At 75.1% G+C, this 21,809-nt stretch carries 15 protein-coding genes; 5 read left to right on the forward strand and 10 right to left on the reverse strand.

Features of this window, described 5'->3' with window-relative positions; all coding sequences use genetic code 11:
• Positions 1-165 precede the first annotated feature (165 nt).
• Genes ACIRQY_RS16895 through ACIRQY_RS16905 form a run of 3 tightly spaced genes read right to left on the reverse strand, consistent with a single transcriptional unit; the run spans position 166 to position 2,280 of the window.
• Positions 166-1,005: an ABC transporter permease gene (locus ACIRQY_RS16895; RefSeq protein WP_384859415.1), complete on the reverse strand. Its 840-nt coding sequence runs from the start codon at positions 1,003-1,005 to the stop codon at positions 166-168.
• Entirely contained in the window at positions 965-1,795 is an 831-nt protein-coding gene (locus ACIRQY_RS16900) for an ATP-binding cassette domain-containing protein (protein WP_351783824.1), read from the reverse strand. Before ACIRQY_RS16900 ends, ACIRQY_RS16895 begins: the two co-directional genes overlap by 41 nt.
• The gene (locus ACIRQY_RS16905; RefSeq protein WP_351783822.1) at positions 1,792-2,280 is read right to left on the reverse strand and encodes a MarR family transcriptional regulator; all 489 of its coding nucleotides are present in this window, start codon (positions 2,278-2,280) and stop codon (positions 1,792-1,794) included. The genes ACIRQY_RS16900 and ACIRQY_RS16905 overlap by 4 nt, the downstream gene beginning before the upstream one ends.
• Positions 2,281-2,437: 157 nt before the next feature.
• Between ACIRQY_RS16905 and ACIRQY_RS16910 the strand changes: the two genes are divergently transcribed.
• A complete protein-coding gene (locus tag ACIRQY_RS16910) occupies positions 2,438-2,899 on the forward strand; it encodes a hypothetical protein (RefSeq protein WP_403926163.1) in 462 nt (153 codons plus the stop codon).
• A 66-nt stretch (positions 2,900-2,965) separates the two neighbouring features.
• Here ACIRQY_RS16910 and ACIRQY_RS16915 read toward each other — a convergent pair whose 3' ends face one another.
• Together ACIRQY_RS16915 and ACIRQY_RS16920 are read right to left on the reverse strand one after the other, a co-directional pair.
• On the reverse strand, positions 2,966-4,999 hold the full coding sequence (locus ACIRQY_RS16915; RefSeq protein ID WP_403926495.1) for an amino acid permease: 2,034 nt from the start codon (positions 4,997-4,999) through the stop codon (positions 2,966-2,968).
• A gap of 587 nt (positions 5,000-5,586) precedes the next feature.
• Positions 5,587-7,656, reverse strand: a complete 2,070-nt coding sequence (locus tag ACIRQY_RS16920; protein ID WP_403926166.1) for a SpoIIE family protein phosphatase — start codon at positions 7,654-7,656, stop codon at positions 5,587-5,589.
• Between the two features lie 281 nt (positions 7,657-7,937).
• On the opposite strand from ACIRQY_RS16920, the gene ACIRQY_RS16925 reads away from it, so the two are divergent.
• Together ACIRQY_RS16925 and ACIRQY_RS16930 are read left to right on the forward strand one after the other, a co-directional pair.
• Positions 7,938-9,662: a hypothetical protein gene (locus ACIRQY_RS16925; RefSeq protein ID WP_403926168.1), complete on the forward strand. Its 1,725-nt coding sequence runs from the start codon at positions 7,938-7,940 to the stop codon at positions 9,660-9,662.
• On the forward strand, positions 9,659-11,410 hold the full coding sequence (locus ACIRQY_RS16930; RefSeq protein ID WP_403926170.1) for a serine/threonine-protein kinase: 1,752 nt from the start codon (positions 9,659-9,661) through the stop codon (positions 11,408-11,410). The genes ACIRQY_RS16925 and ACIRQY_RS16930 overlap by 4 nt, the downstream gene beginning before the upstream one ends.
• Here the strand turns inward: ACIRQY_RS16930 and ACIRQY_RS16935 are convergent.
• The 3 genes from ACIRQY_RS16935 to ACIRQY_RS16945 form a co-directional block, all read right to left on the reverse strand.
• Positions 11,392-15,195 carry an AAA family ATPase gene (locus ACIRQY_RS16935; protein ID WP_403926173.1) on the reverse strand — a complete coding sequence of 1,268 codons (3,804 nt, stop codon included), beginning with the start codon at positions 15,193-15,195 and terminating at the stop codon, positions 11,392-11,394. The two genes, ACIRQY_RS16930 and ACIRQY_RS16935, sit on opposite strands and share 19 nt — an antisense overlap.
• Before the next feature lie 96 nt (positions 15,196-15,291).
• Positions 15,292-16,125, reverse strand: coding sequence for a phosphoenolpyruvate hydrolase family protein (locus ACIRQY_RS16940; protein ID WP_403926176.1), 834 nt, complete (start codon positions 16,123-16,125; stop codon positions 15,292-15,294).
• A 111-nt stretch (positions 16,126-16,236) separates the two neighbouring features.
• Positions 16,237-17,487 (reverse strand): Tm-1-like ATP-binding domain-containing protein, encoded by a 1,251-nt coding sequence (locus tag ACIRQY_RS16945; protein WP_351783808.1) that lies wholly within the window; start codon positions 17,485-17,487, stop codon positions 16,237-16,239.
• Between the two features lie 135 nt (positions 17,488-17,622).
• Here ACIRQY_RS16945 and ACIRQY_RS16950 point away from each other — a divergent pair, with 135 nt between their 5' ends.
• A complete protein-coding gene (locus ACIRQY_RS16950; protein WP_403926179.1) occupies positions 17,623-19,218 on the forward strand; it encodes a PLP-dependent aminotransferase family protein in 1,596 nt (531 codons plus the stop codon).
• Between the two features lie 122 nt (positions 19,219-19,340).
• Here ACIRQY_RS16950 and ACIRQY_RS16955 read toward each other — a convergent pair whose 3' ends face one another.
• On the reverse strand, positions 19,341-19,775 hold the full coding sequence (locus ACIRQY_RS16955) for a DUF2000 family protein (protein ID WP_403926182.1): 435 nt from the start codon (positions 19,773-19,775) through the stop codon (positions 19,341-19,343).
• Between the two features lie 49 nt (positions 19,776-19,824).
• On the opposite strand from ACIRQY_RS16955, the gene ACIRQY_RS16960 reads away from it, so the two are divergent.
• Entirely contained in the window at positions 19,825-20,700 is an 876-nt protein-coding gene (locus ACIRQY_RS16960; RefSeq protein WP_403926185.1) for an AraC family transcriptional regulator, read from the forward strand.
• Here the strand turns inward: ACIRQY_RS16960 and ACIRQY_RS16965 are convergent.
• On the reverse strand, positions 20,627-21,793 hold the full coding sequence (locus ACIRQY_RS16965) for a low temperature requirement protein A (protein ID WP_403926188.1): 1,167 nt from the start codon (positions 21,791-21,793) through the stop codon (positions 20,627-20,629). The genes ACIRQY_RS16960 and ACIRQY_RS16965 overlap by 74 nt on opposite strands.
• Between the last annotated feature and the right edge of the window lie 16 nt (positions 21,794-21,809).

The following is a 21,809-nucleotide window of genomic DNA, read 5'->3' on the forward strand; positions in this document are numbered from 1 at the left end:
CGTCCGTCGTCGTGGCCCGTACGCCGTCGTGGCCCGTACGCCGTCCGACGTCCGTCATCCGTCTCCGCAGCCTTGCGACAGGATCTTCCTGGCCGAGGGGGCCAGGCAGGCCGACACACCGGGACCGGCTCCGAAACCCCGGGCCGGCCCTGTCCCGCGGTGGGGTCAGCGGGCGAGACGGCCCATCAGCGCGGAGGCGCAGACGATCCCGGCGAGCGCCGCGAAGCACAGCACGCCGAAGTCGAGCAGCAGGTGCGAGGGGGTGCCGATGAGCAGGCCGCGCAGGGCGTCGACCTCGTAACTCAGCGGGTTGGCACGGCTGACGACCTGGAGCCAGCCCGGCATGAGCGCGACCGGGTAGAGGGCGTTGGAGGCGAAGAACAGCGGCATGGTGATCGCCTGGCCGATGCCCATCAGCCGGTCCCGGGTGAGCACGATGCCCGCGATGCTGATCGACAGGCAGGCGAAGAACGCCGATCCCAGCACCACCACCACGGCCACTCCCGCGAGGCGCAGCGGGTTCCAGGTGAGTGCCACCCCCAGGGCGGCGGCGATCAGGATCACGACGACGGCCTGGATCAGCGCCTTCACCCCGGCCGCGAACGCCTTGCCGGTGACGAGGGCGGCCCGGGGCGTCGGGGTGACGAGCAGTTTGCTGAGGACGCCCGCGTCCCGTTCCCAGATGATCTGGATGCCGTAGAAGATGGCGATGAACATGGCGGACTGGGCGATGATCCCCGGGGCGAGGAAGTCGAGGTAGGGCACGTTCCCGGTGGGGATCGCGTGGATCCTGGTGAAGGTCTCGCCGAAGATCAGCAGCCAGAGCGCGGGCTGGATCGCCCTGGTGTACAGCTCGGTCCGGTCGTGGCGGAGCTTCTGGAGTTCCACCGCGCACATCGCGGCCACCCGGGAGGGCAGCACGGCCCAGCCGGTGCGCACCCGGGCGGGCGGGGGGAGGTCCTTCTCAGCCGAGGCGGGACGCCGTACGGCGGGTGCTGCGCACATCGCGGAATTCGCCTCCCGCGTGGTCGTCGTCGAGGCCGCTGCCCGCGTAGTGGCGGAACACGTCCTCCAGGGTGGCCGGGTGGGCCGCCGCCGGACTCAGCCGGTCCAGTTCGTTCCTGAGTCCGGCCGGGGTGCCGAGCGCCCGGATCCTCCCGTGGTGCATGAGGGCGAGCCGGTCGCAGTAGCGGTCGGCCTCCTCCATGGCGTGGGTGGTGACCAGGACGGTCATGCCGGTGGCCGTACGCACCTCGTCGAGCCGTTCCCAGACGGTGGTGCGGGCGATCGGGTCCAGCCCGATGGTGGGTTCGTCGAGGATCAGCAGCCGGGGCGAGCTGACCAGGGCCTGGGCGAGTTCCAGCCTGCGGACCATGCCTCCGGAGTATGTGCCCGCCAGCCGGTCGGCGGCCTGCCCGAGGCCGACGGAGTCGAGGGCCCGGACGACGCTGCGGGCCCGTTCGCGGCGCGGTACGTCGTACACGCGGGCAAAAAGGGTGACGTTCTCGCGTCCGGTGAGGGCGGCGTCGGCGGAGAGCTGCTGCGGGAGGTAGCCGAGCAGTCTGCGGACGGGCATCTTCTCCCTGGCCGCGTCGTGGCCGAAGACGCTGATCATTCCGGGGGCGACGGGGAGCAGGGTGGTGATCGCCCTGATGGTGGTGGTCTTTCCGGCGCCGTTGGGGCCGAGCAGTCCGAAGACCTCGCCCTCGGCGACCGAGAAGTCCACTCCGTCCACCGCGCGGGTGCTCCCGAAGCGGTAGACGAGTCCGGTGCACGCGACGGCGCTGCCGGTCATGTCCGTTCACTTCCCTCCACAAGGGTTCCCGGGGGTGTGCGCGTCTCCTCGTGGAGGCGCTCGGCGAGCCTGCGCAGCGCGGGTACGGCGGCGGCCAGCGCGGCCCGGTCCTCGGCGGGGAGCAGGTCCCACTGCTCCCGGTAGAGGGCGGTGCGCCGGTCGTCCCAGTGCCGCAGCCGTTCGGCCGCCCGGGGCGTGACGCGCAGCAGGGCGGCGCGGGCGTCGCGCGGGTCGGGTTCGCGGAGCATCAGGCCCCGTTCGGTCAGTTGTCCGACCAGGGTGGACACGGAGTTTCCGGCCAGGCGCAGTTCCCGGGCCGCTTCCGAGACGCGGATACCGGGCTTCGTCCGTACCAGCCGCAGCAGTTCGGCCTGGGCGACGGGCATCGGCGGGCCCGGCAGCGCCGCCCTCAGCCGGCGCCTGACGAGCCGGTTGACGTCGGCCGACAGGTCGCTCCACTCCTTCGCGAGCCCCATATCGGACATATTTCGATAATAACTCTTACTCAGAGATAACGACCAAGCGGGGAGGGCGGTCAGATCCTTTCTTACGGGGGTATTTTGGACAGCGGTAGGGAAGTTCCGGGCCCGCGCGGTCGGGCCTTTCCGGGGCACGGCCCCCGGAGGAAGAAGGTGCGGCTCCATGGACGCGGAACGTGCCACGCGTATGACGGAGGCTCTCCGTGCGCGCCGGTTGATGGCCCATGTCGTCGAGGCGGGGGTGTACGAATTCGGTGTCCGGGTGGTGCTCGACGAGGGGGTCGAGGCGCTCTGGGACGTCGACGGAGCCGCCGGGCTCGACGCGGAGATCGTCGGCGACGGGGTCCTGATCGGTTTCGTCCCCCATGTCCCCGGCTCCGAGGACTTCACCGAGGAGCAGCTCGTCGACACCATCGCGAGAACGGTCTACTCGCCGGAAGGGCTCCACCCGCCGGAGGACGGCCCGGCCGCCGGGCCCACCGGGCGGAGCCCGGAACCGGCCGGAGCCGACGAGCACCGTGCGGACCCGGACCCCGGCCGGGACCCCGGCCCCGAAGCCGTACCGCCTCCCCTCGCCCGGTACCAGCGGCGTGCGCACTGGATCCGGCGGAACCACCCGGGGTGACCGCCCGCCCGCGTACGGGTCGCGGACGGACTGCCGTACGGGCTCCTGGACGGAGTGGTTCACGGACTACAGGTGGAACGGCACCGTGGTGATCACGATCTTCGGCAGGGGGCGGAGGGCGCGGCGCAGCCGGGTGGCCGTACGGCTGTGCAGGAGCTGGTGGCGCCTGCGCCTGGTGACGATCTCGGGGAGGATCACCGTCACGGTGAGGTCGGGGTGCTGCCGGTGCAGCGCCTCGATGTAGTGGACGAGGGGGGCGACGACGGCCCGGTAGGGCGAGACGACGACCTCCAGGGGCAGATGGTCGCCCCACAGGGTCCAGTAGTCGCGGAAGCGCCTGCCCTCCTCCTCGGTGAGGCCGATGTGCACGGCGAGCACGGGCTGTTGGAGCGAGGCCGCGTAGGCGAGGGTGCGCATGCCCGCGAGGTCGAGGGCGGCGAGCGCGACGACCGAGAGGTGCCGGATCTCCTCCGGGAGCTCCTCGTCCTCATCGGCGGGTTCCGGGACTTCGGCGCCCCGGCGCGGCGCCTCCGTGCCCGCTCGGGACGCCTTCGCACCCGCTTGCGGCGCCTCCGTGCCCGCTCGGGGCGCCTCACCGCTCCGTTCGAGTGTCTTCCCCTCCCGTTCGGGCGCCTTCCCCTCTTCTTCCCGTGGCCGGTCGCCCCCTTCCGGTGCTCCGTCTTCCCGCTCCGGCGTCGGGCCGTGCTCGGTGGCGGGCGTCATGGGTGGCGCCGGCAGCGGTCCGCACGGGCCCGCCGTGGGGAGTTCCACCAGGTGCGGGTGCAGTCGCAGGGCTGCGCGGGCGGAGTCGTAGTGACGCCGGATCCAGGTGGTGACCAGGAGGAACAGGACGACGGCGACGACGGCGACCCACGCGCCGGAGGTGAACTTGCTGATGCCCGCGGTGATGAAGACGACCGCCGAGAGCAGCCCGCCGGTGGCGTTGAAGAACAGGCTCTTGCGCCAGTGCCGGTCCCGCAGCCGCCACCAGTGGACGACCATCCCCGTCTGCGAGAGCGTGAAGGCGAGGAAGACCCCGACGGCGTACAGCGGGATCAGCGCCCCGGTCAGCCCGCCGAACGCCACGAACACGAGCGCGGCGGCCAGGGACAGCAGGATGATCCCGTTGCTGTAGGCCAGCCGGTCGCCCAGACGCATGAAAACCCGGGGCGCGTAGCCGTCACGGGCGAGCAGGGACAGGACCCGGGGGAAGTCGTTGTACGCGGTGTTCGCGGCGAGCAGCAGGACGGCGGCGGTCGCCGCCTGGACGACGACGTACATCCATCCCGTGCCGAAGCTCAGCCGGGCGAGCTGGGAGAGCATGGTCTCCTGCGCCCTGGGCACCACACCGGTCAGATGGATGAGGACGACGATCCCCGCGAACATGACGACGAGGAGCGTCACCATCCAGGTCAGGGTCGTCCGGGCGTTGCGCCACTCGACGGGCTTGAACGCCGGGACCGCGTTGGAGATCGCCTCGATGCCGGTCATGGCCGTGGCGCCCGAGGAGAAGGCGCGCATGACGAGCAGCAGTCCCACGGTCTCGGTGACCCCCGGCGCCGGGGTCGGGACCGGCACGAAGTCCCGGCCCGCGGCATCGGCCAGACCGTAGGCGATCAGCGCGAACATGGCGGCGACGAAGACGTAGGTGGGGGCGGCGAACAGCGCCCCGGCCTGCCGGATCCCCCGGAGGTTCCCCGCGAGGAGCAGCACGATCACCCCGACGCCCAGAGGTACCGTCGCGGGCGTCAGCGAGGGGACCGCGGAGGTGATCGCCGCGATCCCGGAGGCGATCGAGACGGCCACCGTGAGGATGTAGTCGGTCATCAGGCCCGCCGCCGCGACCAGGCCGGGCATCCTCCCCAGATTGTCGCTCGCGACGATGTACGAACCGCCGCCGTGCGGATACGCCCGGATCGTCTGACGGTACGACAGTCCGACCGCGAACATGAGGAAGACGATCGCCCCGGCGACCGGGAAGGCGTACGCGAGGCCCGCCGTACCGGCCAGGACGAGGACCCCGAGCATCGCCTCCGGGCCGTACGCGACCGAAGAGAGCGCGTCGGCGGACAGCACGGGCAGCGCCAGCAGTTTGCGCATCCGTTCCGTGACGACGGCGGAGCTCTTCAGGGGCGCGCCCAGCAGCACGCGGCGCGCCCGCGCCGCCGCCCGCCCCAGCCGTCCCGTCGCGGGTTCCTCCGCGTCCACCCGCTCCCCCGCCGCGTCCGCCCCGAGTTCGGGGACCCGGACCAGCCTCCCGAACCGGGCGGGTCCGACCTGCGCCAGGGGCGGGAACCGGCCCAGGTCGGGGTCGACCGGCAGGGCCCGGCGCCACACCTCGGGCGCGGCCGACACCCGCCCCCACTCGCGCCCCACGCTCCGCAGCGCCCGCAGTTGCTCCGCCGCCAGCACGGTCGACTCGGCGGCCGGCCCCGGAGGCCCCGCCGAGGCCTCCGCACCACTCCTTCGCGCATCCGTCACACCACGCAGTGTGACCGAGGGCGGGGTGGCCGGGCGGTTCCGACATGGCGTGCGCGGGGAGGGGAGAGAGCGGCGGCGGCCCTCGGGCGAGCGCGGTCGTCCCACGGGAAAGGGGCAAGCCCCTGCGGGGAGGGCGGGAGCCTGCCGGGGCGGCGGCCGGTACGGGGGACGGCCGGGGCGGCGGACGGGGAGGACACAAGAGGCCCCTACGGGATGGAGCGTGCCGTCCGGGCCAGCAGTATGGCCACGTCGTCCTGGGCCGGTGCGGCCAGCAACCGGCTCAGGATGTCGTCGCACAGCGCGTCCAGGGGACGGTCCGGGTGCCGGAGCGCCCGGCCGAGCTGCCGCATCCCCTCGTCGAGGTCACGGTCGCGGGCCTCGATCAGACCGTCGGTGTAGAGCACGAGCAGCCCTCCGGCCGGAAGCCCCACCGTCTCCGCGCCGAAGTCGTGCGCTCCGGTGCCCAACGGGGTGCCCGGCGGTCCGTCGAGGAAGGTGACGGTGCCGTCCGGGGTGGCCACGGCGGGCGGCGGATGACCCGCGCGGGCGATGGTCCAGCCGCCGTCCGCCGGATCGTGGACCGCGTACACACAGGTCGCCATCGTGTCCTCGCCGAGGTCGGCGACGACGGCGTCGAGCGAGCTGAGCATCCGGACGGGCGGGATGTCATGCCGGGCCAAGGTCCGCACGGCCGTGCGCAGTTGGCCCATGACGGCCGCCGCGTGGATACCGTGCCCCATGACGTCCCCGATGACCAGACCGGTCCTGCCGCCGGGCAGCGCGATGGCGTCGAACCAGTCTCCGCCGACGTCATGGGCGCTCGCGGGCAGATAGCGGCCGGTGAGTTCCAGCCCGTCGACATCGGGCAGCGCGCTGTTGGTGAGGCTGCGCTGGAGGGTGAGGGCGGCCTCGCGCTGGTTGGTGTAGAGCCGGGCGTTGTCGATGTTGAGGGCGGCGCGGGCGACCACCTCGTCGATGAGGACCCGGTCCTCGGCGTCGAACGCCTCCCGGGTCCGCAGCCGGGTCACGGTGACCGCCCCCAGCACCTTGCCCCGGGCCACCAGGGGCACGAGCCGCGCGGAACCCGTACGGGCGGCGAAGTAGGCGCGGAGCGCCTCCCCGCCCGGACCGTCGAAGAGCGCCGGGAGGTCGGACGGGTAGAGGCTGGTGGGCAGCCCCCGGGCGACGACCTGCTCGTACACGGAGTCCAGCGGGAGCTGGAAGGTCTGCCCCGGCGTGAGGACGGACGTGGGGGCCGTCGGGTCGGGGAACCGGGCCGCGAGCCTGCGCAGCACCCCGCGCGTGGAGGCGGCCGAGTCGTCCGGTGCGAGGAAGGACTCCAGCATCTGTACGTCCGCCGAGTCGGCGAGCTGCGGCACGAGGAAGCGGACCACCTCCTCGGCCGTGAGCTTCAGGTCCAGGGTCGTACCGATCCTGGCGCCCGCCTCGGCCAGCAGCGCGAACCGGTGCCGGGCGCGTTCGACCTCGCTGTGCGCCTCCTGGCTCTCGGTGATGTCGACGAGGGAGGCGATGATCCCCAGGGACCGCCGCTCGGCGCGGTCCACGAGCGGGGCGTAGGAGCAGGACCAGATGTGGTCGTGGCCGGGGTCGGCGGGGGTGCGGCCGACCCGGCGGGCGTCGACGACCGCGTGCCCGCTCTCCAGGACCTGGCGCATCAGCGCTTCGAGCGAGTCGGCGTTGACCCCGGGCGCGACCTCGGTGAGGCGGTGGCCCACGTGCCCGGCGGCCGTCACCCCGTTCATCCGCGCCAGGGCGTCGTTGACGCGCAGGAACCGCAGGTCGGGGCCGAGCAGTGCGAGACCGATCGGCGACTGGGTGAACAGGCTCTCCATCGCCGCCAGGTTCTCCCGCATCCGCAGGACCTCGGAGGTCTCCACGGCGATGAGCATCGCCCCCGGCCGTCCGTCCGGGTCGGTGGCCGGGACGATCCACATCTCCATGGCGACGACGTGCCCGTCGCGGTGCCGGACCGGGAGCGTGCCGACCATCGTCTCGCCCGCCTGGACGCGGTCGGTGAGCCGGTCGGCGAGTTCACGGTTGGCGTCGGGGACGAGCAGCGGGGTGGCGAGCCGCCCCAGGACGTGCTCGGGCCGGTGCCCCAGCAGGTCCTGCGCGGCGAGCGACCACTCGACGATCCGGCCGTCCGCGTCCTCCCGCCAGAGGGCGATCGGCAGCAGTTCCCGGAGCACACCGGCGTCCCCCATGGCCGCCCGGGGCGGCTGCGGGACCCCGCTCGACGACTGGTGAGTCTCCAACGCATCCGACCTACGCATCGGTCCCGCCCCTGAGGGCGCCTACCGGATCACCGTAGCCGAGGACCCGGCGACGGGCCCTGCCCAGTGCCGCCGATCGGCTTGCGCGGGGGTACGGAGCCGGGCAAGTGCGGCGGAGCGGACGGGAGCGGGGCGGGGCGGCCGGGCGGGGAGCGGCCGGTTCCGAGGGTTCCGTATTTCTACGGATGTGCGGGCGGCCCCGGACTGCGAAAGTCGGTCCGACCTCTGCGTTCGTCCCTTCCCCACCCGCCGGAGCACCGCACATGAGCAGCCGCTCACCCGACGCCTTCCCGCGTTCTGAGCATCCGTACGGCCCGGGGCGCGGCGGCCCCGGTGAACCGGAGGATCCGCACGAACTCCTCCACCATGCCCGGCGCCTCACCGCCGACGCCCACCCCGGGGCCGCCGACGCCTGGGAGCGGGCCGCGACCGCCCTGCGCCGCACGGACGGCGTCCTCGCTCCCGGGGACCACGCCGACGCCCTGGACGCGGCCGCGCTGGACCGTCTGGGCCCGGTGCGGTCGATCGCGGGACCGCTCTTCACCCGCGCCGCCGACCTGCACGAACAGGCCGGTCAGCGCGGCAAGGCACTCATCTCCCGGGCCCGCGCGCTGCTCGCGGGACCCGAGCCGGGCGGCACGGCGCGGGCCGCGCTCGACGAACTCCACGAGCGGGCCGCCGTCCTGCACACGACCGGCCACGCCTCCGTCGCCGAGGCCGTCACGGTCCGCCTCTCCCGCGATCTGGCCGTCGCCGAGCTGCTGGACACCACCCCCGACCCGGACGTCGAGGCGGCGGTCCTCCGCGCGGAACTCATCCGGCTCATCGCCTTCGCCGTTCCGCACGCGGCGGAACCCGCCGTTTCGCGGGTCCTCGCCGACACGCGTGCCCTGCTGGGCCGGATCACGGCGCCGGACGATCCGCCCGCAGCCCTCCCCCTGCTGAGGGCCGCCGTGGCGGGCCACCGGTTCGGGGGACGGCCGTGGTGCGCCGCCGTGCACGAACCGCTGCTCGCCGCCGTACTGCGGGCCACCGGCGCCCACCGGGAGGCGGCGGCGCTGCTCCGTGCGGCACTCGCCGCCGATGAGCCCACGGCGCCGCTCAGGACGGACGACCGCATACGCCTCCTCCTCTCCCTCGCGCGGACGCTCGCGTCGCAGCGGGAGGGGGAGGGGGAGCGGGAGCAGAGACGGGCGGAGGGCGGGGAGCCCACCGGGGACGAACCGGGTGCGCTCCGGCCGGGCGGACCCGGTGCGAGCCCGGAGCCGGGAGCGGGCACGGCGGCGGAAGAAGTCACGACCCCGGACGGTCCCACCGCCCCGTCGGCCGACCCGGCGGACGAGCGGCTGGCTCTGCTCGTGGAGGCCGTCCGGCTCGCCGACACGGCCGGTTCCGACCCCCGGCTGGGGGCCTGCGCACACCTCGGGCTCGGGATCGCGTACGTGGAGCGCGGGCGCGCCCGCGAGGCCGTCGCGTTCCTGGAACGGGCGGCGGCCGGACCGGCCGGGGACGACGACCCGGCGGAGCGCGTACGTGCCGGGGCGCTGCTCGCGTACTGCGCCCTGCTGCTCGATGAGCCCCACCGAGCGGCGGTGGAGTACGCCCGGGCCGCCGAAACGGCCCTGGCCTGGGACGATTTACGGCACGCCACCGCTCTGCACCGACGGGCCGGGCAGGCCTTCGAGGCGGCCGGGGCGCCGGAGGAGGCGGCTCGGTCGTACCGGCGGGCGGACGAGCTGTACCGGACGCACGGGGAGCACGACACGGCCGACTCGCACGGTAGTACGGTCGGGGGCGGCACCGGGTCTGCCCCCGGGACCGGGGGTGCGGACGCGGAGGCCGGCGGGGGCGGTCTCCCGCCGGGACCGCTCGGTCTTCCCGGGACCGACGCGCCCGTGGGGCGCTACCGGATGAACGTGTACGGCGAAGTGGGCGGGGTGGGGCCGAGGGCCGCCGCCGCCCCGGGGACCCGACAGGGGTGCGTGTGAGCAGAGTGATCGACGGCCGCTTCGAGCTGGTGGAACGGCTGGGCGGTGGCGGGATGGGAACGGTCTGGCGCGCCCGCGACCTGGCCCTCCACCGTGATGTGGCGCTCAAGGAGGTGCGCCCGCCGGACCCCGCGATGGCCGAGCACGACGTCGAGGGCGCCCGGACCCTGCGCGCCCGCGTCCTGCGGGAGGCCCGCGCCCTGGCCCGGATCGACCACCCCAACGTGGTGACGATCCACCACATCGTGGACGCCGGTGAGGGAACGTACCCGTGGCTCGTGATGGAACTGGTCACCGGCGGGTCCCTCCAGGACCGGCTCGACCGGGGGCCCCTGGCGCCCGCCGAGGCCGCCGCGCTCGGCCGTGAGCTGCTCTCCGCCCTGCGGGCCGCCCACGAGCGGGACATCGAGCACCGTGACGTGAAGCCCGCGAACGTCCTCCTGCGGCCGGACGGGCGGCCCGTCCTCACCGACTTCGGCATCGCGGCGATCCGCGAGTCGACCGTCCTGACCGCCTCCGGCTCCATCATCGGCTCCCCCGACTACATGGCCCCCGAACGCATCCGGGGCAACGCGGGCAGCGGTCCCGCCGCCGACCTGTGGTCGCTCGGGATGCTCCTGTACGTGGCGGTCGAGGGCACCCATCCGCTGCGGCGCGAGAACACCCTGGCGACGCTCGCGGCCGTGCTCTCCGACGACGTGCCGCCGCCGCGCCGGGCCGGTGCGCTGAGCGGGGTCCTGGCCCGTCTCCTCGTACGGGACCCGGCCGCCCGCCCGGACGCGGCGGAACTCGACCGGGCGCTCGCCGAGATGGCGCCGACGAGCGGCGCCGGGGGCCCGGGCCTCCGGGAGGCCGCTCCCCCGGCGCCCGCCGGGACCGCAGGCGGCCCGGGTCCCTCCGGCGGGTCCACCTCCTTCCGGCTGGCGCCTCCCTCGGGTCCGCTGCCTCCGGGTCCGCCGTCTCCGGCGCCCGACCCGTCCGGTCCGTCCTCGGGGGCCGGGCCCTCCGCTGTCGGATCCCCGGCTCCGGCGACCACCCCGGCGGCCGTCTCGTCCTCCCGTGCCGACGGGGGGCGGCGCCGGGGGCGTGCCAGGCCGGTGCTGCGCGCCGCCGTCGTCGTGGCGCTGGCCGTCGGCATCCCCGTCGGGGCGATGGCCTGGCAGTGGCAGCCGTCCGACCCCGGCAGCGGGCCGGGCGGGGCAGCCTCGCAGCCGGGCCCGACGGCCCAGCGGCCCTCGGCGCCGAAGGTGCCCACGGGGAAGGGGACCGGGAAGGCGGGGACGGACAAGGCGGAGAAGCCGAACCTTCTGACGCCCGCCGGGGTCCGCGCCGCCATCGCCGCCGTGAAGGCGGCCTCGGGCGGGACCAAGGTCACCAGATTCGTCGTGTACCCGGAGTACGCGATCGCCGAGGCCCTGGTCAAGGGAAGCACCAAGCGGTACGACCGGTACGTCTACCGGGGCGAGGACGTGGCCGTCCGTCAGGGTTCGGGCACGGCCTTCCCCGGCACCGTCCCGGTGGACCCCGAAACCGTCGACTGGGAAGTCCTGCCCGCGCTCCTGAAGCGCGCCGACAAGGAACTGGGCGTGGCCGAGCCGACGAGCCGGTACGTCATCCTCGTCCCGGCCTCGACCCTCGTCGGCAACTCGCTGGGGCTCAGCGTGTACCTGTCCGACTCGTACGGTTCCGCCTATCTGAGAGCCGACTCCAAGGGCCGGGTGGACACCGTCTATCCCCGCAAGGACTGATCCCTCCCGGCCACGCCGTCCGCCCGGTCCCTGGCGACGAGCGACGCGAGGCCCGCCCGGGTCTCCACACCCGTCTTCCGGTAGACCCGGGCGACATGGCTCTCGACCGTGCGAGGGCTCAAGCAGAGCCGTTCGGCCACGGCCTGGTTGGTCAGCCCCTCCGCGACCAGGGCGGATATCTCGCGCTCGCGCGGGGTGAGCGCGGCGAGCCGGGAGCCCGTGGTGCCGTCCGGGGCGTCCGGGCGGGTCCGGTCGGCCAGGTCCACCAGGAGGCGGGCGCCGCCCTCGGAGGCCAGCCGACGGCCCCGGCGCCAGAGGGCCGCCGCGTGCGGGCCGTCCCCGGCGGCCCGGACCCCGGGCGCGGCGAGCAGCAGGCCGTGCGCCTCCCGGAGCGTCGCCCCGGACCGGGCGCCCTCCCGTGCCGCCTCGGTGAACGCCGTCGCCGCCGCGCTCCGTTCGCCGCGCCGGGCGAGGACCCTGCCCCAGGCCTGTCCTGCGGCGGCGCTCTGCGTCGGCAGGCCCAGTGTGGCCGCCTCCTCAAGGGCCCGGCGGGCGGCGCGCTCGGCCTCCGCGAGGTCTCCGGCGCCGAGGGACGCCTCCACGAGGAGTTCGAGGTACGCGGGGCGCAGCGAGGGCTGGAGCCCCGTGAGGTCCGGGCCTCCGCCCGCGTCCAGCAGGACCTCGCGGGCCCGGTGCGGGTCCCGTGCCGTCGCCACGGAGTAGGCGAGGAGCGCGCGGGCCTGGGTGGCCCACCAGCCCCGCGCGGTGCCCACCGTGGCGGCGGCCTCCTCGGCCGCCGCCAGCGGTTCGGGGTCGCCGAGCGGCCGGGCGTGCAACAGGACGACGGCGCGGATCGCCCGGGTGAAGCCGAGGAGTTCGAGGCCGCCCGGGGCCCGGGCGGCGGTGAGGGACTCCTCGGCGAGGGCGAGGGCCCGGCCCACCCTGCCGGTCAGGAGGTGGACGTAGGCGGAGCAGAGAAGGAGCTGGGAGAGCGCGAGGGGCCGTCCGGCCCGGCGGGCCAGCGCGGCGCCCCGGGCCGTGTGGTGCTCGGCCGCCGCGTACCGTTCGAGGAACGCCTCGGCCCAGGCGAGCCGGATCAGCGACTCGGTGTGGCCGGTCAGTTCGCCGTCGGTGAGGGCGTCGGTGAGGGCGGCCGCCTCCCGGACGTGGGTGCGGGCGGTGGCGGTCGCCCCCTCGTACGCCTCCCCGAGGGCCGCCAGGGTGAGGACCTCGGCCGTATCCGTCTCGTCGTGCCGTCGCCGGACCTCTTCCAGGGTCCGGGTGACGGCCGGACGGGCCTCGGGGTAGCGGGCGGCGGAGAGGGCCCGGCAGCCCCACTCCACGACGAGCCGGTTCCGTGCTCCGGGGCGGGGCCCGGGGGTCCGTTCCAGTTCCCGGCGGAGCAGCGCGTCGGCCTCGGCGTGGTGGCCGAGCTGACGCTCCACGGAGGCGCGGAGCAGGACGGCGGCGGTCCGTAGCTCCGTCGCCTCCCGCCCGTCCGGGCCGTCGCCCGAGCCGGGGGCGTCGACGAGGTGGAGGAGGTCCCGCGCCTCCGTCGTCCGGCCCGCCGAGGCGAGGGACCGCGCCCGGCGGAACGTCAGGTCCCGCCGGGCCGTCCGGTGTTCGGGGGTGTCGGGCAGCAGTGCGAGGACGGTGGCCAGCCAGTCGGCGGCGCGCGCCGGGTCGGCCGGGTCGATCCGCTCGGCGGCCTCGACGAGCTGGGCGGCGGCCTCCGGGTCCCAGGTCGTGGTGGCCCGGACGAGGTGCGGGGCCCGTACGGTCACCGGCGCCCCGGCCCCCGCCAGGGCACGGGCCGCCCGCCGGTGCAGTTCCCTGCGGTGCCAGGGGTCGATCGCGGCCCGGAGGATCTCGGGGAGCGCGGGGTGGCGCAGGACGAGGGCCCGCCCGTCCTCGGCGGCCCGGACGAGGTCCCGGTGGGCCAGAGCCCGCAGGACGCCGTCGAGACCGGGGGCGGCCCAGCGGGGGACGACCCGCCCCGGGACCCGGTCGTCGGTGTCCCCCACCGGCTCCCGACGTGGCTCTCCCGCTGGGACCGGCCACCCGGGAACGAGCCCCGGGGGCCGGACGGCGGACCGGGCGGCCCCGGGGGCTCCCCGAGCCCCCGCGAGGTCCGGGGCCGAGCCGGAGCCCGGGGCAGGGTCCGGACCCGAGGCCCGGGCGGAACCCGGGTGCGCGGCAGGGCCTGGTGTCTCGGCCGGAGCAGGACCCGAGGCGGGAGCCGGAGCAGGAGCAGGACCAGCCGACGAGGCGCGGTTCGCCGCCGGGGCGCAGCCGGGCCGCAGGTCCATCGGCGGGTTCGTGTCCCGGTCACGGTGCTGGTCCCTGTCCCCGTACCGGCCCGCCGTTCCCTCCCCGGGCGCGTGCTCGTGTGTCGGCATGTCCGGTGTCCGGTCCGCCGGAAGGCCCGTGAGCCGGTCCCCGTACAGGTCCGCCGCCCCGTACAGGTGCGTGGGCCGGTCGGCGAGGGGGGCCGTGTTCCGGTCGGCCGGGGTTCCGACGGGCACGTGCCGGTCCGACGGCGGGTGCGGGAGCCCGCCCCCCGGTGCGGCCGTAGGAATCCGCAGGGGTGCCTGCCGGTCCGGTGCCGGGCCTCCCGGCCGGTCCGGGTACCGGTCTCCCGGCCGCTCGACCCGGCGGTCCGCCTGCGCGGGCGTCGGCCGGGAGTCCCCGCAGGGGGTGGCCGACTCGGGCGTCGGGGTGGCGGCGAGGCCGGTCATGGCGGCCAGCAGATCCGTGGTCACGGGGCCGTGGAGGACGGCGAGAGCGTCCACGACGGCCCGTTCGGGCGGGGTGAGCGCGGCCAGTTCGTCGAGGAGCGCCACCGCCGGGCCGGTGCCGGGCGTCTCGTCCGGGCGGAGGCGGAGGTGCGCGAGGGCCCGGTGGTGGAGCGGGTTCCCGAGGCTCGTGGCGTGGAGTTCACGGGCCGCTCCCGGTGACAGGCCCGGGGCGAGGGCCTCGATCCCGTCGTGGGCCGTCAGCGGGCGGAGCGGGAGCCGGGTCAGGGAGCCGCTGTCGGCCCCCCGGGCGAGGAGCGCAGCGAGCCCGGGCCCGGTCTGGCGCTCGCGCCGGACCAGTACGAGCAGGACGGGCGCCCGGAGCGGGTGCCGGAGCAGCTGGTCCACGAGGGCGACGGTGGCGGTGTCGGCGTGGTGCAGGTCGTCGAGGACGAGCAGGAGTCCGGGGGCCGGTACGGCACGGACCGCACGGGCGATCCGGCGCACCAGCGCCGTGTCGGGGAGGGGGCCGGAACCGGCGGCGCCGGGTCGGCCGCGGGGACCGGCGGCACCGGGGTGGCGGGTGGACCCGGCTCCGTGACTCCCGTGGGCCACCGCCGGGCTCTCGTCCGGATGCCCGCCGCAGCCGAGGTCCCGGCCGGTGTGCCCAGCGACCGGACCTTCCGTCAGGCTCTCGACGAGGTCCGCCAGCGCGGACAGTTCCGGGTGGGCGGTCCGGTCGTGGTGGTCGAGTCCGGCCAGGGCGTCGGCCCAGGCCCGCAAGGGTGAGTCCGGGGTCGGACCGGGGCCCGCACGGCCGTGGAGGACGAGCGGGGCCCGTCGTCCGTCCGCGCCGCGCCCCCGGACCCGTGACGCGAACTCCGTGGCGAGCCGGGTCTTGCCGATGCCCGGCTCGCCCGTGACGTCCACGGCCACCGGGCCCGCTCCCCCGGCCCGGCCGCGTAACAGCGCGTCGAGCAGGTCGAGTTCACCGGCCCGGCCGAGGAAGGGCACCCGGCCGGGCCACCCCGGGTCCGCGAAAGTGTCCATGCGCCGTCCCCCTGTCCGGTCGTCCGCGTGGACGGCCGGTCGTGCCGTTCCGTTCACCAGTTCACCCAGTTGTACGGCACGGCACTGACAACGGCCTCAGCCGCTGGCCAGGGCCTTGAAGGCACGGGTCTGCTCCGTGATGGCCCGCTCGGTGGGCAGGCGTTCGATCGAGGAGGCGCCGAAGAAGCCGACGACCCCGGTGGTGTGCTCCAGGACGTACCGGGCGTCCTCCGGTTCGGCGATCGGCCCGCCGTGGCAGAGGACCAGGACCTCGGGGTTCACGCGCTTCGCCGCGTCGTGCATCTCCTGGACGGCGGCTGCCGCCTGGTCGAGCGTCATGGCCGTGCCCGCGCCGATGGCTCCCTTGGTGGTGAGTCCGACGTGGGGCACCAGGACGTCGGCGCCGGCCCGCGCCATGTCGGCCGCCTGCTCGGGGTCGAAGACGTAGGGGGCGGTGAGCAGGTCGCGCTCGTGGGCGGCGCGGACCATGTCCACCTCCAGGCCGTACCCCATGCCGGTCTCCTCCAGGTTGACGCGGAAGGTCCCGTCGAAGAGGCCGACCGTGGGGAAGTTCTGCACGCCCGCGAAGCCCATGGCCTTGAGCTGGTCGAGGAAGAGGTCCATGCGGCGGAACGGGTCCGTGCCGCAGACGCCCGCGAGGACGGGGGTGTCGCGGACCACCGGCAGCACCTCGCGGGCCATGTCCTGGACGATCGCGTTGGCGTCGCCGTACGGCAGGAGGCCCGCGAGCGAGCCCCGCCCGGCCATCCGGTAACGGCCGGAGTTGTAGATGATCAGCAGATCCACCCCGCCCTCCTCGGCACACTTGGCGGAGAGGCCGGTGCCCGCTCCGGCGCCGACGACCGGGCGGCCCGCGGCGACCTGCGCGCGCAGCCGGTCGAGCACGTCCTGGCGGCTGATGGTGGTCACGATCGTCACTCCTCGGTGTCTCGGGTGGGGTGTTGCCGGTGCGTGCCCGGTCGCCGTACCGATTCCGATTCCGGTATCGGTATCGGTATCGGTATCGGTCACGACCGGTCTTCAGAACGTGGTGGCGCGTGCCTTCTCGCTGATCAGCCGGTGGAGGCGGTCGGCCATGGCGACGGCGAAGGAGGGGTCGTTGACGTGGGCGTCGAGTTCGTGGACGCGGACCTCGCCGCCCCGGACGGCGGCGCGGAGCGCGTCCAGACCGGCCCGGTCGGCCTCCGGGTCCTCGAACGGCCCGTCGGCCACGTCCACGGCGGACAGTCCGCGCAGGGGCCAGAAGACCTCGGCCGGGCCCCGGGCGGTGCGCAGTTTGCGGCCCATCCCGGTGCCCAGTTCGGCCATCTCGCCGGGGGTCGTGCGCATCAGGGTCACGGTGGCGTTGTGGATGAGCAGCCGCCGCTCGGCGAACCGCTCGGGCACGGTCGCGGCGGGACCGAAGTTGACCATGTCGAGGGCGCCGGGGGCGACGACCTGGGGAACGCCCATCATTCCGGCGGCGGTGAGCCTGGCCGGGCCCGCGCTGAGCACCCCGCCGACGAGTTCGTCGGCGAGTTCGGTGGTGGTGAGGTCGAGGACGCCGTCGAGCATCCCGTCCCTGGCGAGCTTCTCGACCGCCCGGCCGCCCGCGCCGGTGGCGTGGAAGACGAGGACCTCGTAGCCGAGTTCGGCGAGCCGGGCGCGGGCGACGTCGACGGCCGGGGTCGTCACGCCGAACATGGTGGCGGCGACGACCGGCCGTCCCCGGCCCGCGGGCTCGTCGTGGTTGCGCTCGTGGCGGCGGGCCATCCCGGCGGCCGCGGCGGCGGCGTTGCCGAGGACCTGGCAGGAGACGGAGTTCAGTCCGGAGATGTCGACGACGCTGTACATCAGGGTGAGGTCGCTGCTGTCGACGTACGGGGAGACGTCTCCCCCGGCCATGGTGCTGACGAGCACCTTCGGTACGCCGATGGGCAGGGCCCGCATGGCCTGTGCGGCGATGGCGGAGCCGCCGCTGCCCGCGGCGGCGAGCACGGCGTGGAGGCGGCCCTTGCGGTAGAGGTCGACGACGACCCGGCTGAGACCCTGGGCCATCGCGGCGACGGCCGCGCCCCGGTCGCCCGCCGCCCTCAGGGCGGCGAGGTCGTGGCCCCCGGCCCGTGCGACGACGTCGGCGGAGACGTCGGGCACCGGCGCGTGGGCGGGCGGCGGCATGACCCCGGTGTCGACGAGGAGGACGTCGCTGCCGTACTCCCTGAGCCGCTCGCGCAGCCAGGCGTACTCCTCGCCCTTGGTGTCCAGTGTGCCGACCAGCACGACGGTCGCCATGACCTCACCCATCTCCCTGTCCGGTCCTCCGGGCCCTCGGCCCGGTCCCGCCCTGTCGATCATCCGCCGGGGGTCCCGGGGCGACAACGACCAGTCGGGCAGGATTGGCCTGCGTCTTCGCGCACCATGGGTGTCATGGCCAGGATTTCTTCGACCCGTTTGTCCCGACTTCTCACCGGTTGGTCGTCGGAGGGGCCGGGGCCGCTGCCCCGGCGGCTCGCGGACGCCCTGCGGGAGCTGGGCGAGCGGGGGGACGTGGCGGGCGGCACCGTCCTGCCCTCGCAGCGCGAGCTGGCGCTGGTGCTCGGGGTGAGCCGGTCCACCGTGACCGCCGCCTATGGGCTCCTGGAGGACGCGGGGCGGCTGGAGAGCGTCCGGGGCAGCGGTTCGCGGCTGCGGGGCTCCGGGGCGCCCGACGGATATGTGACCGAGGGCAGGCTCGTGAGCTTCGACGCCCGTTCGCGCGCCGCCGACGGCACGGGAGCGGCCGATCTGTCGAGCGGGGCGCTGCCGGGGCTCGGCACGGTGGGCGAGGAGGTGACCGCGCTGACCCGTGACGACCTCGGCGGGCTCCTCGGCGAGGACGGCTACCACCCGTACGGTCTTCCGGCGCTGCGGGAGGGCGTCGCCGCCTACTACCGGGCGGCGGGGGTGCCGACCGAGGCGGCGCAGATCCTGGTGACGGCGGGTTCGCAGCAGGCGGTGTGGCTGGTGGCGCAGGCCCTCGTGGAGCCCGGGGACACGGTGGTCGTGGAGGATCCGACCTATCGGGGCGCCCTGGAGGCGCTGCGCGCGCGGGGTGCCCGGCTGGTGCCGGTGGGCGGGGACGGGCCGGGCGGGGAGGGGCCGGGGACGGACGGATCCGGTCCGGCGGCGCTGCGGCGGCTCGTCGGGCACGCGCGGCCCCGGCTCGTGTACCTCCAGCCGACGGTGCACAATCCGACCGGGCGGAGTCTGGACGGGGCCGCGCGCCGGGAGTGGCGCCGGGTCCTGGCCGACCTGGAACTGTTCACGGTGGAGGACATGGCCTGCGCCGAACTCGCGCTGGGGCCGGACGGGGCCGGTGGGGTCCAGGCGGCGGACGGGACGCCGGGGACGGGAGCCGGACTCCAAGGGGCCGGGTCCCAAGGGGCCGGATCCCGGGGAGCCGGGCTCCAGGAAACCGGGTTTCCGGGGGCGGGGACGGCTGCCGGGGGCGAGGACGTTCCGGTGCCGCTCGTGGCGGAGCTGCCGATGGGTTCGACGGTGACCGTGGGCACGCTGTCGAAGTTGTTCTGGGGTGGTCTGCGGGTGGGCTGGGTCCGTGCGTCGCCGCAGGTGGTGTCGCGGCTCGCGCAGATCAAGACCTCGGTGGACCTGTCGTGTTCGGTGCTGGACCAGCTCGTCGCCGTACGGCTTCTGGACCGGCTCCCGGAGGCACGCGCGCACCGCCGGGCCGCGCTGCGGGAGCAGCGGGACGCGGCGGAGGCGCTGCTGCGGACGTGGGCGCCGCACTGGGAGTGGACCCGGCCGGCGGGCGGGCCCGCGCTCTGGGTGCGGGTCCCGGGGACCGACACCGAGGCGCTCGCCCAGCTGGCCCGCAGACATGGCGTGTCGGTGGTGCCCGGCGCCGCCTTCTCCCCGGTGGACGGCTTCCGGGACCGGATCCGGCTGCCGTACGCACGGGGGACGGACGCCCTGGCGGCGGCCCTGCCGGTGCTTCTGGAGTGCGCGGAGCGGGCGCGCGGGTGAGGGCCGGGCCCCGCGTGCCCGGTCGTCACCGACGACGCGCGCGGAGCGGGCACGGGGGCCGTCCCCCGGCCCCGGCCCCGTCCCGGCCCGGGCCCGCGACGCCGGGGTCACGCGGGAGGCCGTCAGGGGTGCATACGGGCGCCCTTGAGGACCTTGTCGACGGCGTTGCGGGGCCCGTACACGGCGAAGCCCGCGAGGTCGAGGTCCGCCGTGGCCACCGCGCGGACGGCGGCCCGGTTGTCGCGGTCGTTGCCGGTGGTGAAGAGGTCCGTCGTGAACAGGGCGGTCGGGAGCGCGCGGGAGAGCGCGCGGCCGTGCGCCGTGACGAGGGTCCTCCCGGTGCCTTCGAAGACCAGGACGGGCTGGCGGAACATCGGGAAGTACGGGGTGCCGTCGGCGTCCGCGTACGGTTCGCCGATCACCTCGGGCAGCAGGGTGCCGAGCCCGCTGACCAGGAAGGCGGTCACGTTCAGCCGCTGCCAGGTCTCCAGGTCCTCCCGGAGCAGGACGGCGATCTTGGTGTCGAAGCGCACGGGCGCGTGGTCGGTGGTGGTCATCCCCCGAGGCTGCCGGGTACGGCCCCGGGGCGTCTTGTACATTCCTTGCATGGTGGCGGGGCAGCGGGTCACGGCGTGGCGTCCGCGCGTCCCCGGGGTGGTGGAGGTGTTCCACGCCCGGTTCACCGAGCACGCGTACCCGATGCACGTCCACGACGTGTGGACGCTGCTGATCGTCGACGACGGCGCGGTCCGGTACGACCTGGACCGGCGCGAGCACGGCACGCCGGGCGACACCGTGTCGCTGCTGCCGCCGCAGGTCCCGCACAACGGCTCCCCCGCGACCGCGCACGGCTTCCGCAAGCGGGTCCTGTACCTGGATCTGACCCAGCTCGACGAGAGCCTGATCGGCGCCGCCGTCGACTCCCCCGACCTGGTCGACCCGCTGCTGCGGCACCGTATCGGGCAGCTGCACACCGCGCTGACGGAACCGGGCGACGAGTTCGAGGCGCAGTGCCGTCTCGCCCTGGTCCGCGAACGGCTGGGCGGCCATCTGCGGCCCGGCTCCGCCACGCGCGCGCGTGGGACCGCGCCCGGGGTGGCGCACGCCCTGCGGGAGCTGCTCGACGCGCGGCTGTTCCAGGGGGTGCCCCTGGAGGAGGCGGCGGGGCTGCTGGGCGCCCACCCCACCCATCTCGTACGGGCGTTCAGCCGGGCTTTCGGCATCGCCCCGCACCAGTATCTGACGGCCCGGCGCCTGGACCGGGCCCGGCGGCTGCTGCTCGACGGGATGCCGCCGGGGGAGGTCGCGGCGACCACCGGTTTCTACGACCAGGCGCATCTGACGCGTTCGTTCAAACGGCTCGTGGGCACGACTCCCGGGCGGTTCGCGGGCGGGCCCGGCGGGGCGGTCAGCCCGGAGGGGCCTTCCGGAGGGAACGCGTCAGACCCCGGTGGGCACGGACCAGGACGGCGGCGGTCGTGAGGAGGACCACGTCGAGCAGGACGACGGAGGCGAGCGGGGGCAGCCGGACGGCGGCCACCCCCACGACGACGAGCACGGCGGCCCCGGCGAGCCGCTCGGTCCAGGCTCCGCCCGCCGTGGTGCGGAAGTACCAGGCCGTGGTGACGAGGTAGAGCGCGGGGCCGCCGAAGAGGAGCAGGGCGATCGTGGTGGAACCGTGGCCGGTGGGGTGGGCGATGGCGAGTTCGCTGCCGACGGCGAGGGCGACCAGCGCGGCCATCACGAGATAGACGCTGTTCACCCCGAGGCGGAGCGCCCGCACCGGGTCGGGGGTGGTGGCGAGGACCGTACGGACGACGTCCTCGCCGCCGCCGAAGTAGGCGGCCCACAGACAGACCAGGGCCACGAACACGCCCGCGGTCGCGAGCACGCTGGGCGCGTCGACCGGGGCGTCGGACATCGCCCGGCCCGCGGTGAGGACGGTCTCGCCGAGCAGGATGATGAAGAACAGCCGGAGGCGTTCGAGCATGTGGCCGCCGTCGAAGACGAACTCCCGGCTCCTGAGCGTGCGGCCCGGCAGCGGGTGGGCGAGCCAGGTCCCGGTGACGTCCACGAGGGCGGCGGCGGCCCACCAACGGAGCCGGGGCTCCGGGCCGACCGCCGCGCCCACGATCCACAGCGGGGCGGAGCAGGAGATCCAGACCAGGGCGCGGCGGAAGTGCTCGCGCTGGATCCCGGTGCGGGCGGCGGCGGACGTCACGGTGACGGCGAGGAACTGGATCACCAGCAGGGGGACGACGAAGGCCGGGGCGTGGTCGCCGAAGGCGTTCGGGATCTCGGCGTTCATGAAGAGGCCGAGGCCCATCACGACGACGATCATCCACCGGGTGACGATCCGCTCGACGTCGAGGAGGGTGGCCTCGTAGCTGGTGAAGGCCCAGGTGCCGAAAACGGCGGCCAGGAGGACCGCGGTCTCCGCCGCGCCCCGCGCGGTGAGGTTCTCCAGGAGGTGGTGGGAGAGCTGGGAGACCGCGAAGACGAATGCCAGGTCGAAGAAGAGTTCCAGCGGCGACACCTCCCGCCGTGGCGCGGGCGATGCGGGTGCGCTGCTCATGACCGGCTCCTCCTGG

It is taken from the genome of Streptomyces sp. NPDC101490 (assembly GCF_044767145.1).
In the GTDB taxonomy this organism is placed as follows: Bacteria; Actinomycetota; Actinomycetes; order Streptomycetales; family Streptomycetaceae; genus Streptomyces.

What these genes read in the sequence shown, in the direction of transcription:
- ACIRQY_RS16895 (WP_384859415.1), bottom strand. Translation starts at nt 1,005, where the DNA reads ATGTGCGCAGCACCCGCCGTACGGCGTCCCGCCTCGGCTGAGAAGGAC.
- ACIRQY_RS16900 (WP_351783824.1), bottom strand. Translation starts at nt 1,795, where the DNA reads ATGACCGGCAGCGCCGTCGCGTGCACCGGACTCGTCTACCGCTTCGGG.
- ACIRQY_RS16905 (WP_351783822.1), bottom strand. Translation starts at nt 2,280, where the DNA reads ATGTCCGATATGGGGCTCGCGAAGGAGTGGAGCGACCTGTCGGCCGAC.
- ACIRQY_RS16910 (WP_403926163.1), top strand. Translation starts at nt 2,438, where the DNA reads ATGGACGCGGAACGTGCCACGCGTATGACGGAGGCTCTCCGTGCGCGC.
- ACIRQY_RS16915 (WP_403926495.1), bottom strand. Translation starts at nt 4,999, where the DNA reads ATGCGCAAACTGCTGGCGCTGCCCGTGCTGTCCGCCGACGCGCTCTCT.
- ACIRQY_RS16925 (WP_403926168.1), top strand. Translation starts at nt 7,938, where the DNA reads ATGAGCAGCCGCTCACCCGACGCCTTCCCGCGTTCTGAGCATCCGTAC.
- ACIRQY_RS16935 (WP_403926173.1), bottom strand. Translation starts at nt 15,195, where the DNA reads ATGGACACTTTCGCGGACCCGGGGTGGCCCGGCCGGGTGCCCTTCCTC.
- ACIRQY_RS16945 (WP_351783808.1), bottom strand. Translation starts at nt 17,487, where the DNA reads ATGGCGACCGTCGTGCTGGTCGGCACACTGGACACCAAGGGCGAGGAG.
- ACIRQY_RS16950 (WP_403926179.1), top strand. Translation starts at nt 17,623, where the DNA reads ATGGCCAGGATTTCTTCGACCCGTTTGTCCCGACTTCTCACCGGTTGG.
- ACIRQY_RS16955 (WP_403926182.1), bottom strand. Translation starts at nt 19,775, where the DNA reads ATGACCACCACCGACCACGCGCCCGTGCGCTTCGACACCAAGATCGCC.
- ACIRQY_RS16960 (WP_403926185.1), top strand. Translation starts at nt 19,825, where the DNA reads ATGGTGGCGGGGCAGCGGGTCACGGCGTGGCGTCCGCGCGTCCCCGGG.
- ACIRQY_RS16965 (WP_403926188.1), bottom strand. Translation starts at nt 21,793, where the DNA reads ATGAGCAGCGCACCCGCATCGCCCGCGCCACGGCGGGAGGTGTCGCCG.